The 16,373-nt window shown below is 73.7% G+C and carries 15 protein-coding genes; 5 read left to right on the plus strand and 10 right to left on the minus strand.

Annotated features, from left to right (window positions below; all coding sequences use genetic code 11):
- The 3 genes from KCH_RS00295 to KCH_RS00305 form a co-directional block, all read right to left on the minus strand.
- Positions 1–880, minus strand: an 880-nt coding sequence (locus tag KCH_RS00295; RefSeq protein WP_167573934.1) for an arylamine N-acetyltransferase family protein, incomplete at its 3' end; no start/stop codon positions are given.
- Between the two features lie 169 nt (positions 881–1,049).
- Complete coding sequence (locus KCH_RS00300; RefSeq protein WP_035857965.1) at positions 1,050–1,883, minus strand: hypothetical protein; 834 nt, start codon at positions 1,881–1,883, stop codon at positions 1,050–1,052.
- A 51-nt stretch (positions 1,884–1,934) separates the two neighbouring features.
- The gene (locus KCH_RS00305; protein ID WP_035857968.1) at positions 1,935–2,915 is read right to left on the minus strand and encodes an NAD(P)H-dependent flavin oxidoreductase; all 981 of its coding nucleotides are present in this window, start codon (positions 2,913–2,915) and stop codon (positions 1,935–1,937) included.
- A gap of 165 nt (positions 2,916–3,080) precedes the next feature.
- Here KCH_RS00305 and KCH_RS00310 point away from each other — a divergent pair, with 165 nt between their 5' ends.
- Both KCH_RS00310 and KCH_RS00315 read left to right on the plus strand, forming a co-directional pair.
- Positions 3,081–3,731, plus strand: a complete 651-nt coding sequence (locus tag KCH_RS00310) for a dihydrofolate reductase family protein (RefSeq protein WP_035870326.1) — start codon at positions 3,081–3,083, stop codon at positions 3,729–3,731.
- A 521-nt stretch (positions 3,732–4,252) separates the two neighbouring features.
- Positions 4,253–6,097 carry an ABC transporter substrate-binding protein gene (locus KCH_RS00315; RefSeq protein ID WP_084223053.1) on the plus strand — a complete coding sequence of 615 codons (1,845 nt, stop codon included), beginning with the start codon at positions 4,253–4,255 and terminating at the stop codon, positions 6,095–6,097.
- A gap of 139 nt (positions 6,098–6,236) precedes the next feature.
- Here KCH_RS00315 and KCH_RS00320 read toward each other — a convergent pair whose 3' ends face one another.
- The 3 genes from KCH_RS00320 to KCH_RS00330 form a co-directional block, all read right to left on the minus strand.
- On the minus strand, positions 6,237–6,539 hold the full coding sequence (locus KCH_RS00320) for a hypothetical protein (protein WP_035857970.1): 303 nt from the start codon (positions 6,537–6,539) through the stop codon (positions 6,237–6,239).
- 271 nt (positions 6,540–6,810) lie between these two features.
- Positions 6,811–7,959 (minus strand): serine hydrolase domain-containing protein, encoded by a 1,149-nt coding sequence (locus tag KCH_RS00325; protein WP_051652575.1) that lies wholly within the window; start codon positions 7,957–7,959, stop codon positions 6,811–6,813.
- 266 nt (positions 7,960–8,225) lie between these two features.
- Complete coding sequence (locus KCH_RS00330) at positions 8,226–8,849, minus strand: TetR/AcrR family transcriptional regulator (RefSeq protein WP_035857973.1); 624 nt, start codon at positions 8,847–8,849, stop codon at positions 8,226–8,228.
- Between the two features lie 113 nt (positions 8,850–8,962).
- On the opposite strand from KCH_RS00330, the gene KCH_RS00335 reads away from it, so the two are divergent.
- Entirely contained in the window at positions 8,963–10,366 is a 1,404-nt protein-coding gene (locus KCH_RS00335; protein ID WP_035857975.1) for an amidase, read from the plus strand.
- A gap of 55 nt (positions 10,367–10,421) precedes the next feature.
- Here the strand turns inward: KCH_RS00335 and KCH_RS00340 are convergent, their stop codons facing one another.
- Entirely contained in the window at positions 10,422–11,792 is a 1,371-nt protein-coding gene (locus KCH_RS00340; protein ID WP_035857978.1) for an MFS transporter, read from the minus strand.
- A 193-nt stretch (positions 11,793–11,985) separates the two neighbouring features.
- Between KCH_RS00340 and KCH_RS00345 the strand changes: the two genes are divergently transcribed.
- A complete protein-coding gene (locus KCH_RS00345; protein ID WP_035857980.1) occupies positions 11,986–12,429 on the plus strand; it encodes a winged helix-turn-helix transcriptional regulator in 444 nt (147 codons plus the stop codon).
- Here the strand turns inward: KCH_RS00345 and KCH_RS00350 are convergent.
- Together KCH_RS00350 and KCH_RS38905 are read right to left on the minus strand one after the other, a co-directional pair.
- Positions 12,419–12,844, minus strand: coding sequence for a hypothetical protein (locus tag KCH_RS00350; RefSeq protein WP_035857982.1), 426 nt, complete (start codon positions 12,842–12,844; stop codon positions 12,419–12,421). The genes KCH_RS00345 and KCH_RS00350 overlap by 11 nt on opposite strands.
- A 128-nt stretch (positions 12,845–12,972) precedes the next feature.
- A complete protein-coding gene (locus tag KCH_RS38905; RefSeq protein ID WP_084223059.1) occupies positions 12,973–14,691 on the minus strand; it encodes a putative Ig domain-containing protein in 1,719 nt (572 codons plus the stop codon).
- A gap of 675 nt (positions 14,692–15,366) precedes the next feature.
- On the opposite strand from KCH_RS38905, the gene KCH_RS00365 reads away from it, so the two are divergent.
- On the plus strand, positions 15,367–15,654 hold the full coding sequence (locus KCH_RS00365) for a hypothetical protein (protein WP_035857983.1): 288 nt from the start codon (positions 15,367–15,369) through the stop codon (positions 15,652–15,654).
- A 62-nt stretch (positions 15,655–15,716) separates the two neighbouring features.
- Here KCH_RS00365 and KCH_RS00370 read toward each other — a convergent pair whose 3' ends face one another.
- On the minus strand, positions 15,717–16,271 hold the full coding sequence (locus KCH_RS00370; RefSeq protein WP_035857985.1) for a hypothetical protein: 555 nt from the start codon (positions 16,269–16,271) through the stop codon (positions 15,717–15,719).
- Positions 16,272–16,373: the final 102 nt, after the last annotated feature.

Raw genomic sequence — 16,373 nt, forward strand, 5'->3', positions numbered from 1 at the left:
CCACGACCTGCTCCGCACCGGCGCCTGACGCCCCGCCGCAGGCCCGGTCAGCGTGCGAGGGGGAGGAGGGCGGCCCCGGGGTGGAAGTCGGGCGGCGGGGTGATGCCGAACTCGGTCTCCAGGAGGCCGGCCAGCTCCTCGGCGGTGCCGACCTCGTGCCGGGTCTCGGTGGCGTCGGGGGCGGTGCGGGTGAGGGTGGTGCCGTGGAGCAGCAGGTGGTGGCCGGTGGCAGGGTGCGCTGGACGTACAGGTGGTGGAAGGGCGAGCGGGGGTGGGTGGCGGTGTACCAGTTGGCCACGTTGAGGTCGGGGGCCGGTGCCGGGTCGAGGGTGAAGGCGGTCTGGTCCTCCCAGCCGTCGCTCTTGAGGGCCTGCATCACCCACACCGGTGACGGGCTCCCGGGTTCCTCCACCACGAGGCGGTGCCGGCGCCCGGCGCCTTCGCGGACCTGACCGGGGATCATCGGCAGCGGCTCCAGCAGCGCGCCGGTGACGCCGTAGCCGACGTCGGCGAGGTACCGGCCGGGGACGCCGGGTATCTCCACCGCCAGCACCATGTGGGTGCGCGGGCGCTGCTCGCCGGGGCGGGCGCCGTAGCGGACCCGGCCGGTGAGGCGGGTGACGGTGAAGCCGAGCCGGTCGAGGACGGCGGCGAACAGGCTGTTGTGCTCGAAGCAGTAGCCGCCGCGCCGGGATCCGGCCAGCTTCGCCTGGAGGTCGTCCAGGTCCAGCGACGGGGCGCGGCCGGCGACCACGTCCAGGTTCTCGAACGGGATGCCGAGCACGTGCGCGTGGTGGAGGGAGCGCAGCGCCTGCAGGGTGGGGGCCCGGTCGCCGTCCCAACCGAGACGGGTGAAGTACAGGTCGAGGTCGACGGTCACGGGCGGGTTCGCCTTTCGCTGGGACGTGCGGTCGAGGAGCGGGGCGCCCGCGAACCGTGCCGCACCGCGCTCCGGATCCGCGGGCCCCGAACCGAGTTGACGTGCTCGGCGGCCACCCAGTTCCAGGAGCTCGACGACCGCGGCCGCGAGCCCCCGCGCCGACGGGGCGTCAGGAGCGGCCGAACCAGCGGCCCTTGGGCCGGGCCGGCGGCGCGTCGGTGCGGTCACTGCTCGTCGGGACGGGGGCCGCCGGCGGCTCGCCGTACTCGCGGGAGACCACCTCCACCCGGCCCGTCGCCGGGTCGTGGCGCACCGTGTCCAGGCCCATCCGGTCCAGGTCCGCGACGGAGTCGGCGTTCTCGGCGGTGTGCAGCGCGATCATTCCGACCTTGGGATGGTCCTCGCCGAGGGTGACCTCCTCACCCAGCACCACCCGCATCAGCGCGTCCGCCGACGGGCGCGGCGAGGGCTCGTCGACCGCGAGGTGCACCATCAGGTGCTCGTCCCCGTTGGTCTCCCAGCGCACCCGGGACACCCACGCGCACCGCACGGCCGGGAACTCGCGGATCCGCCGCACCAGCGCGGCCCGCAGCGCACGGGCCACCGGGTCGGTGGTGTACTGGCAGGTCATCGTCGAGCCCGGGCGGTAGGCCGCCCACTCCCGCAGCACGTGGTCGGGGATGATCGCCTGCCCCTGCGCGGAGCGGATCGCCAGCACGCCGACCCCGGTCTTCTCCAGCACGTCCTGCAGGCGGGCCGCGTCGAAGTGCGCCGTCCCCGCGGCCGACGGCAGCAGGTCCGCGCCGACCTCCGCCCCGGTGAACACCAGCAGCGTGGGCGGCTGGTCGTCGGGCGGCAGGAACAGCACCTTCCCCTCCCGGGTGTAGGGGACGAACGCCCCGCCGTCGAACAGCGCGGACAGCACCTCCGTCCCGACCAGTTCGTGCCCGTCCGCCTGGCGGTCCAGCAGTTGCGCAAGCGCCTCGTTCGAAGACTCGACCATGCCGGGCAGCGTAGGGCCGCGCGCCGCGCCGCCCGCAGCCGCCCCCTGCTGTCAGCTTCCGCCCGGCCGGTGCCGTCCGGCGCGGGCGAGTGCCTGCTCCGCCTGGGCGGCCAGGGTGGTGACCAGGTCGGCGGCGGACGGCAGGTCGGTGATGAGGTCGACCGCCTCGCCGGCCCAGACCGGCGCCGGGGGGATCGCTCCCCGGGCCACGTCGTCCCGGTAGTCCTGGCGGGCCTGCGGGTCGCGGGCCAATTCGGCCTCCCGGCCGCGCCACCGGTCGAGGTAGGGGTGGCCGAGCGTGCGGGCCGTGTACTTCTCGGTCGGCCAGCTCGCGCCGCGGGCGAGGTCGAGCACGCCGTTGCGTTCGGTGTCCTGCGCGCGTCCCTCGACGACGGCCCGGCCGACGGAGGGGTCGACCAGGGCCTCGGCGGTGGCCTGGAAGCGGGTGCCGATCATCGCTCCGGCGGCACCCAGGGCCAGCGCCGCGGCGACGCCCCGGCCGTCGGCGATCCCGCCGGCCGCCAGGACGGGCACGGGCGCGGCGAGGTCCGCCACGACCGGCACGAACGGCAGGGTGGACCGCCCGTGCCGGGCGCCGTGCCCGCCGCTCTCGGTTCCCTGCGCCACGATCACGTCGGCGCCCAGGTCCACCGCACGGGCGGCCTCCTCCAGGTCGGTGACCTGGACCATCACGAGCGCGCCCGCGCTCCGGATCCGCTCGACGAACGGGCCCGGGTCACCGAACGAGAGCATCACCGCGGCGGGCCGGAACTCCAACGCCCGCTCCACCGCGCCGGCATCGATCGCCCAGCTGAGAAAGCCGACGCCCCACGGTCGGTCGGTGCCCTCGGCCACGATCGTCAGTTCCCGCGCCAGCCACTCCCGGTCGCCGTAGCCGCCGCCCACCAGCCCGAGCCCGCCGGCCCGGGAGACGGCGGCGGCCAGCGCTCCCCCGGCCGCCCCGCCCATCGGCGCCAGCACGATCGGGTGCCGCACGCCCAGCAATTCCGTCAACTCCGTCGACAAAGCCATGCGTTCATCATCGCTCCCGCGCCCGCCGGCGGGAGTGGAACCGGCCGTCGGGAAGAAAGGTGCGGGCCGATGTCGATCCGGCCGCCCCGGCTCCGACCTCACGGTGCGAAGCGGCACCCCGCCCCTCGCCCACCATCGACCGACCCACCTGTGCGAGGCACCGACGTGAACCAGTTGCTGAGAGTCATGAACTTCAACGTCTCCTCCGACGGCATCGCCGCCGGACCGAGTGAACAGCAGACGCTGGAACGGCCGTTCGGCCTCGACCGGCCCGAGCGGCTGTTCTCCTGGGCGGGTGCGACCGCGAGTTGGCCGATGCGCACCGAACCGGGCGGCAGCCGCGGCCTGGACGACTGCTTCACCCGGGATTTCGCCCGCAACATCGGCGCGGAAATCATGGGGCGCAACAAATTCGGTCCTCAGCGCGGCCCTTGGGCCGACCACGAATGGCAGGGCTGGTGGGGGGAGAAGCCGCCCTTCCGCACCCCGGTGTTCGTCCTGACCCACCACCCCCGTCCTTCCCTCACCCTCTCCGACACCACCTTCCACTTCGTCGACGACACCCCCGCCGTCGTCCTCGAACAGGCCAAGCTGGCGGCCCGGGGGCAGGACGTCCGCCTCGGCGGCGGTGTCAGCACCATTCGCCAATTCCTGGACGCCGATCTCGTCGACACGCTCCACATCGCCGTCTCCCCGCTCGCGCTCGGCACCGGCCTCCGGCTGTGGGACTCCCCCGAGGAGCTGAACGACCGCTACCACCACGACACCGTCCCGAGCCCCAGCGGGATCACCCACCACCTCTACTGGCGCCGGTAACGCCCCTGGTCGGAGCGGGGTGTCCCGGCCGGGGCGCCCCGCCCGGCGGGGCTCGCTGCGACGGCTGCGGCCGGTGTGGCTGCTGCGCCGGCGGCGCGGGCGGGCGCGAGCGCCAGTGGGAAAGCCCGTGGAAATGCGCCGCCATACCTGCACTATGCAAAACCGCTACCAACTTTGTCGGTTCGCTATTCCGGCGGCCCCGCCGGGCAATTCACATGCATGTACACCGACATCCGGCCGGGCTGGCCGAATCATTTCCGACGCGGCGTCGGCCGCCGTTCCGCAAAGCGGACTTGACTTGACAACAACCCGTCAAGAATTGCGGCCTGCAAGCCCCTCCGCGTTGCATATTTCCGAACCATCCCGCTCACACAGCGCACCGGTCACACCCTTGACCGGTGACGGCCGCGCCCCCAGAGTCATCACCGACGAGCCCGCCCGGCACGCCGCCGTCCGATCGGCCGCGGATCCGCCGGCGCTCGCACTTCGACCGCATTCTTTTATTTGGGGGGACCCACTTGATGGCCCGCAGAACCAGCACGCCCGCCATATCCGTGCCCGGTGCCCCGTCCGCGAACGGGATCGGCGCCCGCAGCGCCCTGGCGGCCGCGGTCGCGGCTTCGCTGCTCCTCACCGTCACCACCACCGCCGCGGCGGCCTCGACCGACGGCGCCGCGGGCGCCAAGGCCGGCGGCGCGACCTCCACGCCCGGAGGGATCGTCTTCGCCGACGCCGCCGGGTCCACCGGGCCGGCCCAGCCGGTGCCCGGGGCCAGCTCCGGCGGCACCCTGAACGTGCTGCAGCAGGACACCTTCGGGCACCTCGACCCGGCGCAGGTCCGCGTCAACAACCAGGCGCAGCTGGCGACCCTGATCGACCGCGGCCTGACCACGTACCGCCTCGACAACGCCGGCAACTACTCGGTGGTCGGCGACCTGGCCACCGACAGCGGGCGGATGAGCGACGGCGGCAAGACCTGGACGTACACGCTGAAGAGCGGCATCCGCTGGGAGGACGGCACGCCGATCACCTCGGCCGACATCCGCCAGTCCGTGGAGCGGCTGTTCGCCCCGTTCGTCACCAACGGTCCGACGTACCTTCAGCACTGGCTGGCGAACACCAGCGGCGCGGACTACCGCAACCTGCTGCCGGAGGGCCCGTACAACGGCAGCCACCTGCCGGACAGCGTGCTGTCCACGCCGGACGCGAAGACGATCGTCTTCCACTTCCAGCAGGCGCAGCCGGACCTGCCGTACGCGCTGGCGCTCGCCGGGTACTCGGCGGTCCCGGCGGCGCGCGACACCAAGGAGGCCTACGACACGGCCCCGGTGGCGTCGGGCCCGTACCGGGTGGAGAACTTCACCCCGGGCGTCTCGATGACCCTGGTCCGCAACCCGCAGTGGGATCCGGCCACGGACTCGGCCCGCCACCAGTACCCGGACAAGTTCCAGATCAGCTTCGGGGTGTCGGCCGTCGACTCGACCCGTCGCATCATGGACAACGTCGGCGACGACCAGACGGCGCTGTCCTTCACCAACTCGGTCGACGCCGCGCACACGAACGCGGTCATGGCCGACCCGGCGACGGCGGCCCGCGCCATCTCCGGCTACCAGCCGTACGTCGCGCAGATCAACTTCAACACCCGGCGGATCACCGACACCCGGCTGCGGCAGGCCCTGGCGTACGCCATTCCGACCCGGGCGGTGTACGACGCCCAGGGCGGCCAGTGGGGTGCGGAGCTGGCGGGCAGTTACATCAGCCCGACCATGCCGGGGTACCGCCCGAGCGACCCGCTGGGCAAGGTGGCGCACCCGGACGGCGAGCCCGACAAGGCGCGCAGGATCCTCAAGTCCGAGCACAAGCTGGGCATGAAGATCCGCTACGCGTTCGTCGACACGCCTGCCGGCCAGCAGTACTCGGCGGCGATCGAGGCCGCGCTCGACCGGGCCGGCTTCGACGTGGAGCGGGTCGCGATCCCGGGCCGCAACTACTACGACACCATCGGCAAGACCGACAACGCCTTCGACATGTACGCCTCGGCGTGGGGCGCGGACTGGCCGAGCGGCCTGACGGTGATCCCGCCGGTGTTCGACGGCCGGACGGTGGCCAACGGCTCGTCCAACTACTCGATGCTGAACGACCCGCGGGTCAACCGCCGGATCGACCGGATCAAGACCCAGACGGACCCGAACCGGGCGGCGACCGCCTGGATGGCGCTGGCGGACAACATCGCGAAGACCGATGTCCCGGCCGTCCCGACCGTGTCCTACAAGCAGCTCCAGATCTCCGGCTCCCGGGTCGGCGGCGCGGTGTACCACCACCTGTACGCCAACATCGACCCGACCCGCCTGTACCTGAAGCCCTGACCCCTCGTCAGGACGCGCAGGCGTCGAAACTGCCGGGACTCCCGCTCGCGGGGGTCCCGGCAGTGCGTGTTGTGCCCGGTCGGATCGCGGATCCGGCCGGTCGCGCGTCCGGCCGGCCTCGGTGGCCGGCCGGGGTGGATCAGTTGCCGCCCTGGCTGTAGGCGTAGGACAGGCCGGAGCCCAGGGTGCTGCAGTACGCGTAGCTCCACGCGCCGGTGTTGACGCGGGCCCAGGCGCCCGCGATCTCCTGGCCGTTGGTGCAGTGGGCGACGGCCCGGACGTAGTTGTAGCCGTTGTAGTAGGAGCAGGTGATGCCGGCGGTGGCATCGTCGTTCCAGGTGGTGCAGGTGGTGGCGGCCGAAGCCGGCGTCGCGGCGACGACTCCGGCCATCAGCGTGGCGGCCACGGCGCCGGCAGCGGCCAGTGCACGGAACTTGCGCATGGTTCCCCCTCGGGAGGCGATTCGGATGGGGCGGATCGCGAAGGAGGCCGGCGGAGCGTCGGAACACCGGGTGGAGCCGGGTCCGGGTGCTCCCTCGCCCGGGCGTCTCCGCCGGGGCGCTGCTTCCTTCGCCCACGACACTAGGTCCGCCCGGGCGCCGGCCGACCGCGATTCGCCCACGACCGGATCCATCGCACAGAACTCCCCGACGCTGTGCCAACTCCCCCACGGGAAACGTCCGTTCTCTTCAGCCCCGGGGGCGCCGGCCCGCTCAGCGGCAGAGCGCCGCGTCGACCGCGTCGGCCACCCGCTGCCTGACCTCGGCCGACGGGGCCGCGGTGACCGCGATGTTCGCGGCCCGGCCGTCCTCGGTGACGCCGCCGCGGGTGAGGTAGCCGGGGATGCTGCCGCCGTGTCCCCAGAAAAGGCCGCCGCAGGGCAGCGGGCGGCTGGCCAGGCCGAGGCCGTAGCGGGCGCCGGGCCCCAGGTACGGGGCGGGGACGGTGGTCCGCATCTGGGCGAGCTGGGCGGGCGGCAGCAGTTCGCCGCCGATCAGGGCGGCGAAGAAGCGGTTCAGGTCGGCGCCGGTGGAGACGACGGCGCCGGCGGCCCAGGCCCAGGACGGGTCCATCTCGGTGATGTCCAGCGGCGGTCGGCCGGGCTCCCCGAGCACGTACCCGTGCGGGTGGCGTTCACGGATCATCAGCTCGCCCTGGGCGGGGAAGTAGGTGTGGCGCAGGCCGATCCGGTCGATGACGCGCCGGGTGATCTGCTCGCCGAGCGGGCGGCCGGTGACCTTCTGGACGATCAGTCCGGCCACCAGGTAGCCGGTGTTGCTGTACTTCCAGCCGGTGCCGGGGGCGAAGTCCGGCGGGTGCGCGAGGGCGAGGTCGAGCAGCTCGCGCGGCTCGAAGTACTGCTCGGGGCCGGACACGTCGAGGAACGTCGTGTAGTCGGCGAGTCCGCTGGTGTGCTGGAGGAGCTGACGGACCGTGATGAGCCGGCCGTCGATGCCCTCGCCGTGGACGAGGCCGGGCAGGTAGCTGTCGACGGGGGCGTCCAGGCCGATCCGGCCCTCGGCGACCAGTTGCAGGACGACGACCGCGACGAAGGCCTTGGTGTTGCTGCCGATCCTGACCTGCCCGTCGGCCGGGACCTTCGCGCCGGTGGCCGGCTCCCCGACCCCGGCGGTGTAGTTGCGGCTGCGGCCGTCGCGGCCGCGGACGGTGGCCAGCGCGCCGGGCAGGCCGTCGGCGGCGACCAGGGCGTCGAGCCGCTGCTGGACGGTGTCCGCCCGGGGAGGTGCGGCGAGGGCGGGCGGGGCGGGTGCGCCGAGCGCGAGGGCTCCGGCGGCGACGGCCACCGCCCTGCGGCGGAGTCCGCAGGCGGACTGCCTGCGGCGTGCGGGTGGCGGGTTCACGGGGGCGCCTCCTCGGTCGGGGCGTGCGCGGAACGGCCGGGCAGGCCGGTCCCAGCACAGCACGCGGCCGGGCGCGCCGCCGTCGCCGCCGAGGAGGAGCGCGGGCGGCGGGTCTCGTCCTGACGGGGTATCAGCGCCCCTGACCCGCCCCCCGGGGTGGGGCCTGCGCCGCCGGGTCGGCCGGCGGACAGGTGCAGCCGGAACGGCGGGTCGGCGACCCGGCGGGTGTCACCGGCTTTCCGCGCGACGGCCGCGAGTCGACGGGCTCAGGCCCAGAGGCGGACCAGGTGGTCGTGCAGCAGTTGCTCGGCCTCCTCGGTGGTGCGGTGGCCGATCAGCACGTGCGCGGTCAGGCCGTCGGCGAGGGCGAGCAGGGTGCGGGCCTCGCGGGCGGCGTCGAGGCGCTCGGGCGCGGGCCAGAGCGGGTGGTCGGCCGCGGGCCCGAGCGACTGCTCGGTCGCGTCGGCGATCAGCCGGGCGAGCAGGGCTTCCAGCTCGGCGTAGCTGGTGCGCAGGCCGGCCGCCAGCGCGGGGTGGACGGCGGCGGCGGCGAGGAAGGCGAGCCAGGTGCGGGCCTGGGCGCGGTACCGGGTCTGCAACAGGGCGAGTTCGTGGGCGAGATGGCCGACGGTGCTGGCCGGGGACTGCGCGGGGGCGGCGAGCAGCCGGGCGCGGGCCCGCTCGGTGACCTGCCGTCCGATGTGGGCGACGGCGAAGTGCAGCATCTCCTCCTTGGTGCGGAAGCAGCGCTGGACGGCGCCCATCGAGACCTCGGCGCGGGCGGCGACGTCGCGCAGGGTGGCGGCCTCCAGGCCCTGTTCGTCGATCAGGGCGCAGACGGCGTCGGCGATCCGGCGGCGCCGTTCCTCGTGGTCCACCTGCTTGGGCATCTGCTCCGTCCTCCCCTCGATTAATTCGATGCAAGTGTATCGGTTAACGGTCTAGAGTGCGTCCGGTTCCGATGCGAGCGCATCGGAAAGTGACTCCAGGAGGACAGAAGCCCATGTGGAAGCTCTCCGCCGGCGCTCTCGCCGCGGCCGTCCGCGGCGGCGAGGTGTCCGCGCTCGACGTGGTGGACGCCCATCTCGCCCGGATCGACGCGGTGAACCCGCGCGTCAACGCCGTCACCCAGCTGTTCGCCGAGCGGGCCCGCGAGGACGCCCGCCGGCTCGACCGGCGCCGGGCCGCCGGCGAGCGGCTCGGTCCGCTCGCCGGGGTGCCGTTCTCGGTCAAGGAGTGCATCCGGGTCGAGGGTTTCGCGGCCACCTTCGGGCTGCGCCGGTTCGCGGGCATGACGGCCGGGGCCGACGCGATTCCGGTGGCCCGGCTGCGCGCCGCCGGGGCGGTCCCGATCGGCCACAGCAACATGCCGTCGCTGATCCTGTCCGGGATGCACACCCGCAGCGAGCTGTACGGCGACACGCTGAACCCTTGGGACGCCGCGCGGACGCCTGGCGGCACCAGCGGCGGCGACGGCGCGGCGGTCGCCACCGGGATGGCCGCGCTCGGGCTGGGCGACGACTCGGGCGGCTCGATCCGCATCCCCGCCTCGTTCTGCGGCGTCGCGGCGCTGAACCCGACCGCCGGGCGGTTCGCCGCCGACCAGCGCATGCTGGGCCCGGACGACCCCGGCCCGGCCTCCCAGGTCCTGGTCGCGGACGGCCCGTTGGCCCGCACGGTGGCCGACCTGCGACTCGCGTACGAGTGCCTGGCGGGCCCCGACCCGCGCGATCCGCGGGCCGTTCCCGCCCCGCTGTACGGCCCGCCGCTCGACGGCCCGCCGAGGGTCGCGGTGGTCGCCGATCCGGGCGGGCGCGGCGTCCACCCGACGGTCCGGCGGGCGGTCGAGCGGGCCGCCGGGGCGCTGTCCGACGCCGGCTACGACGTCCGCGAGGTGCCGGACGTGCCCCGCTTCGACGAGGCCTTCGACGCCTACCACCGGCTCACCGTCGCCGAGTTCACGCCCGCCTGGCCGGTGGTCCGGCACCTGCTCGGCGAGGGCGGCGACCGTTTCATCGACTTCGCGATGCGCGCCACGCCGCCGGTCGACGCGGCCGGCCTGATCGCCCTGATGGGCACCTGGATGAACATCCGCCGGTCCTGGGCGGAGTTCCTCGACGAGTACCCGCTGCTGCTCGGCCCGGTCTTCACCGAGCCCCCGGTCGAGCCCGGCCTGGAGTCACGCGACCAGGAGAGCCGCGACCGCGTCACCACCGCCATGCGGCTCTGCTCGCTGACCAGTTTCGTCGGCGCCCCCGCCGTGGCCGTCCCGACCGGCCTCACGGACGGCCTCCCCACCGGCGTCCAACTCGTCGGCCGCCCCTTCCGCGAGGACCTCTGCCTCACCGCCGCCCAGCACCTGGAAACCCGCTTCGGCACCCTCACCCCCGTCGACCCGCGCCCCTGACGCACCCCGGGCCCCCGGCGGACAATCCCCCGGGGGCCTCGGTGGTGACGGGTCGTCAGGCCGCCCGCCGCCGGACCGCGCCGACCGCGGCGACCAGCGCGCCGAGGGCGGCCGCGACGACCGGCACCACCAGCGCGGTGCGGAACGCCTCCAGCGGGGTCGCGCCGGAGCCGAGCGCGGCGAGGTCGACGGTGGTCACGGCCGAGAGGCCGAGCGCGGCGCCGAACTGGAAGGCGGTGTTGAGGAGTCCGCCGGCCAGGCCCTGTTCCTGCTCGGCGACGCCTTCGGTCGCGGCGATGGTGAGCGGGCCGTACGCGAGGGCGAAGGCCAGTCCGGTGAGCAGCATGGTCGGGAACATCATGGGGTACGTCCAGTCGGCGCCGACCGGGACGAACAGGGCGTAGGAGAGGGCGGCCAGCAGGAAGCCGCCGAAGATCACCCGGGCGTGGCCGAAGCGGTCGACCAGTTTCGGGGTGAGGGTCGGGGCGAGCACCGAGTCCACGCCGACGGCGAGCAGGGCGAGGCCGGTCTGCAGCGGGGTCCAGCCGCGCAGGTCCTGGAGGTAGAGGGTGGTGACGAACTGGAAGCCGAAGAAGGATCCGGCGAACAGCAGCGCGCCCAGGTCGGCCCGCAGCAGCGGCCCGTTGCGCAGCAGGCCGGGTCGGACCAGCGGCGCGGAGGAGCGCCGTTCGATCAGGGCGAACGCGGTGAGCAGGGCGAGGCCGCCGGCCAGCACCGCGGCCGTGGTGGCGGGCGCGGCGCCCGGTTCGCCGAGCCGGACCACGCCGTAGACCAGCAGCAGCATCGCCGCGGTCGCGGTGACCGCCCCGGCGAGGTCGAAGCGTTCGCCGGCCGGGCGCCGCGGCACGTCCTGGCGCGGGATCAGCACGGTGGCGGCGGCCAGCAGGAGGGCGGCCAGCAGCACCGGTGCGAAGAACACCCAGCGCCAGCCGATCGCGGTGAGCAGGCCGCCGGCCACCAGGCCGAGCGAGAAGCCGGCCGCGGCGGTGCCGGCGTACACCAGCAACGCCCGGTTGCGGCGCGGTCCTTCGGCGAAGGCGGTGGTGATGACGGACAGTCCGGCCGGGGTCATGAAGGCGGCGGACAGGCCGGTGACGAAGCGGGCGAGGATCAGCATCCAGCCTTCGGTGGCCAGGCCGCCGAGGCCGGAGAAGAGGACGAAGACGCCCAGCCAGAGCAGGAACATCCGGCGCCGGCCGAGCAGGTCGGCGGCCCGGCCGCCGAGCAGCATGAAGCCGCCGTAGCCGAGCACGTACGCGCTGAGCACCCAGGACAGCGCGCCGGTGGACATGCCGAGGCCGGAACGGATCGACGGCAGGGCGACGTTGAGCATCGCCACGTCGATGCCCTCCAGGAAGATCGCCCCGCACAGCACGGCCAGTACGGCGGCGTCCCGGCCGCCGATCCGCGCGGGCCGGTCGCCCGGCTCGGCCGGTCGGGGGTCCGGCGGCGGGCTCGCGGCCGTTTTCGGGCAGGGCGGAGGACACGGACACCTGAGGCTCCTCGGGGAGGGGGCGGCGAGGGCCGACGGCGGTTCCGTTCCGTCCGGTCGGTTCCCTCTTGTAACCGCTCGTCATCCTGAGGCAGCATCAACTGCCATGGAAGAAGGCACTTTGAAGGAACCGACGCACTGCGCGGGTACCGGCCGCGACTACGAGGTGCTCCAGTGGGACGTCCGGGAGGACTGCGAGGTGCGGCAGATCCTCGACCGGATCGCCGACAAGTGGTCGCTGCTGGTGATCACGCTGCTGGACCGGCGCTCCCTGCGCTTCACCGAGCTGCGCCGCGCGATCGACGGGGTGAGCCAGCGGATGCTCACCGTGACGCTCCGTCAGCTGGAGCGCGACGGCCTGGTGGAGCGCACCGTCCACCCGGTGGTCCCGCCCCGGGTGGACTACGCGCTGACGCCGCTGGGGCGGACGCTGCACGCCACCATCCGCTCGCTGGTCACCTGGACGGAGGCGCACCAGCGGGAGATCGCGGCGGCGCGCGCCGTGTACGACGCGCGCCAGGCGGGGGCCGGGGGCGCCGTCAGCGGGTGACCTCCACCTCGACGGTGAAGTCCTGTTCGCCGGGCGGGCAGGGCTTCGCCTCGCCGCAGCTGCTGCGGTGGGCGGTGAGCCGGACCGTGCCGGGCGTGCGGGCGGTGAACGCGGTGGTGACGGTGCCGCAGCCGCCGCCGGGCTGGCAGGACGGGCCGGCGGCGGTGGACGGCGGTCCGGCGGGGGCGAGCAGCGCCGGGTCGGTGCTGGTGGCGGGCGACCAGTAGGTGCTGTGCAGTTCGGTGCGGACGGTGCTGCCGGCGGCCACGGTGACGCGGGTGCGGTCGGCGGTTTCGTCCAGCACGACGGGGCCGGCGCCCGCCGCCGGAGCGAGCGCGGCGCCGGTCGTGCCGCAGCCGGCCAGCGCCGCGAGGGCGAGCAGCGCGCCGGCGGCGGCGGCGGTCTTCGGTGTCATGGCGACTCCGATCTGTCGGTGGGGGGCGGGACTTGGCGCGGCGGGGCACGGCGCCGTCCCGTCCCGGGGATGCGGCGGTGCCGGGAGGGCCGGCGTACGGCCCTCCCGGCACCCCTGCCGAGCCGGGGTCAGGAGACGTTGAGCGCGGTGTCGTCGACCACGAAGCTGGTCTGCAGCGAGGAGTCCTCGGTGCCGGTGAACTTCAGGGTGACGCTCTGTCCGGCGTAGGCGGACAGGTCGAAGGTCTTCTGCACGTAGCCGGTGGCGGCGTTCACGTTGGAGTAGGTCGCCAGCGTGCTGGAGTTGGCCTGGACGGTGAGCTTGTCGTAGGCGGTGGTGCCGGTCTCGGCGGTGTCGACGTGCAGCCAGAAGCTGAAGCTCGCCTTGCAGCCGGCCGGGATCGTCACGGTCTGGGAGACGGTGTCGGTGTGGGCGGAGCCGTAGCCGTCCATCCAGGCCTTCCAGGATCCGCTGTGGGCGGCCTCGGAGGCGGAGTTGTCGACGACGCCGGAGCTGGTGGTCCAGGGCGCGGCGGTGCCGGTCTCGAACCCGGCGTTGCCGAGCAGTTGGGCCGGGGTGCAGGTACCGCCGCCGGTGCCGGCCTCGGTCCAGCCGAAGGTGGCGGAGCCGCCGGAGCCGGTGCTGTCGGTGGCGGTGACGGTGACCGAGGAGGTGCCCGCGGTGGTCGGGGTGCCGGAGATCAGGCCGGTCGAGGAGTTGATGGCCAGTCCGGCCGGCAGGCCGGTGGCCGCGTAGCTCAGGGTCTGGCCGGTGGCGGAGTCGCTGGCCTTGATCTGCAGGCTGGCGGCGGTGCCGACGGTGCCGCTCTGGCTGCCGGGGTTGGTCACGGTGACGGTGTTGGCGCCGCCGTGGGTGAGGATGGCGTGGGTGATGGCGCAGGAGTTGGTGTCGTTGGACCAGCTGGCCTGCTCGGCGAAGGTGCCGTAGGAGCCGAAGCTGACGTTGGCGGCGCCGCCGGCGGTGCCGGGCTGGAGCCAGGCGCACTCGTCGGAGTTCTCCTGGCCGTTGTACGAGGAGCCGGAGACGTGGTTGGTCCAGCCGCCGGCCGGGTTCTGGTCGGACATCATCTCGTGCCACTCGTGGCCCAGGGTCATCGTCCAGCCGTCCAGCGTGCCGGGCGAGTTGACGAAGCCGACGCCGCAGGAGGAGCCCATGTCGATGTTGTAGGGCTGGTTGGAGAACGCGATGTCGCCGTAGGAGGAGTTGACCGCGCCGCCGGTGAGCGTGGTGTCGCCGTTCCAGTCGTGCCAGGCGCAGTAGCCCTGGGTCGGGCTCTGGTAGTTGTCGGGGTTGGTGCCGTGCGGCGACAGGATCACGTAGTAGGCGTCGCGGTTGGCGGCGGCCGTGGTGTTGCCGAAGTGGGCGGCGGCGTTGACGGCTTCCACGCCGAGCTGGTGGCCGGTGGCGGAGGACGGGGAGGCCGCCGCGTTGTCGTACCAGACGCCGGAGAGCACGCCGCCGCTCTGGTAGGGGACGAAGTTCGCGTTGGCGGGGCAGCTGACCGCGCCGGCGGCGACGTTGGGGCCGTCGCACCACTGGGTCAGGTCGGCGGACCAGGTCTCGCCGTTGGTGCCGATGCCCTTGAACATGTTCTGCGCGGCCTGCGCGGCGCCGGCCGAGTCGCCGGAGAAGGTCAGGTTGCCGTTGGCGTCGGTGCCCTGGGTGCCCCACTGGGTGCCGTAGAACACCAGGTACACCTTGGAGTGGCCGCTCTGCACGCCGATGCCGTCGACGCCGCCGCCGTAGGACAGGGTCTGCTGGCCGGTGGCGGCGGCCTGCAGCTGATGGGCGATCAGGTCCTGCTTCTGCTTGGCGTACTGCTTCATGCCCGGGACGCTGCTCTGCGTCAGCGCCGGGCTGAACGGGTTGAACTCGTTGGAGATTCCGGACGGTCCGGGCGTGCCGTGGTGGGCCTGGCCGGAGACGGCGGGGTGGGGGTCGGCGGCCTGGGCGGGGCCGCGGTGGCGGCTATTCCGGCGGCGGCGAGCGCGAGGGCCGCGGCGCCGGTGAGCGCCGTCAGCCGTGCGCGCACGGCGGTGGGGGTCGTTCCCATGGGTGGGGGCCTCTCTCCTCCGGCCGTCCGGGCCACGGTGGGCACGGTGCGGCCGAGATACCTGGGCGGGGAAAAAGCGGACGGCGGGGGCGGCCGGCGGCGAATGCCGCGGCCGCAATTGCGGGGTTATCGCATTCCTGGCTGTCCGCGGCCAGAAGCAAAGCAGAGCCGCTGACGGGCAGTCAATGGAGAACGTTCAGAGAAAACTCAGAAACTCCCGTCCGTGCAGGCCGGGGACTTGGTGCGGCGGGATGACAAAATCCGGCGGCGTCAACAGTTTTCAACTTGGCATCGCTGTTCATGGAAGTTCGGGCGGAATTCGCGGGAATTCCTTTGCGCAGTCTTGGAATTCGGCGCGGCGAAAAGCCCGGGCCCGGCCGTCCCCCGCCCCGCCACAGCCGCCGCCCGCTCCGGCCGACTGTCCTGAGGGGGTGTCAGGATGCGGCGCATGGAGAACGACACGGGGATGAACACCTTCCAGCGGCTGGCCCTCCGGGTGCACGGCGCGGACGTCGACTTCGCGGAGGGCGCGTACCAGGACATCCTCGCCGACGCGGTGCGGATGGTCGGCGGCGCGGACCCCCGGGTCTTCCACCGCCTCCCGGGTGCGGACGCCTGCGCGGACGACTACTACCTGCTGGCCGCGCCGGACCAGGCCGCCCTCCTGCGCGACGAGTTCGGGCTGCGCATCGAGGTGCGCGGCCCGCAGGGCCTGAGCGTCCACCCGGACGCGTAGCGCGGACGCGCGAGCCGCCCGGCGCGGGCCGGGCGGCTCGGGCGGTGCGGGGTGACGGGCCGTCAGGCCCGCGGTGCGCGGGACTGGACGAGGGCGACGTAGCGGACGGTGAAGACCATCGGGACGACGAAGCCGGCGATCTGCACCAGCAGGGAGGCGAGCGAGTGGCCGTGGCCGCCGTGCGCGAGGGCGGCCAGCACGACCGCGGTCAGCGCGAACGCGGCGGTCCAGACGGAGGTGATCACCACGTTGACCCGGATGAACGGCTTGAGCGGCCAGATCTCGGGCGGGGTGCTGCGCTTGGCGATGCCCAGCGTGAAGGGCTTGCCGATCAGCAGGGAGGTGCCGGCGATGACGGCGAGGCAGGCCGAGGAGAGCGTCGCCGAGTAGTCGCGGATGCCGGAGTGCGGGTCGGAGAAGGCGATCGCGGCGAGGACCGCGAAGTACAGCGCGGAGCCGATCTCGATGATCAGCGCGTCGTGGGCGGCGCCGGCCGAGCGCTGCTGGAGGATGACGGCCGCGGCGACGACCAGGCCGGCCAGGGCGGCCCACTGCCACTGGGCGGACGGGATCACCGCGAAGACGATCCAGGGCAGGAAGGTGCGCAGGTAGGACATTTCGGTTCGGATTCCCCCTCGGTGGTCGGCCCCGCCGGGCCGTTCTCCCTGGAGGATATCCGCCCCGTTCGGCCCTCACACCACCCTTCCGCGCAGCGACTG

The sequence above is a fragment of the Kitasatospora cheerisanensis KCTC 2395 genome, from assembly GCF_000696185.1.
GTDB lineage: Bacteria > Actinomycetota > Actinomycetes > Streptomycetales > Streptomycetaceae > Kitasatospora > Kitasatospora cheerisanensis.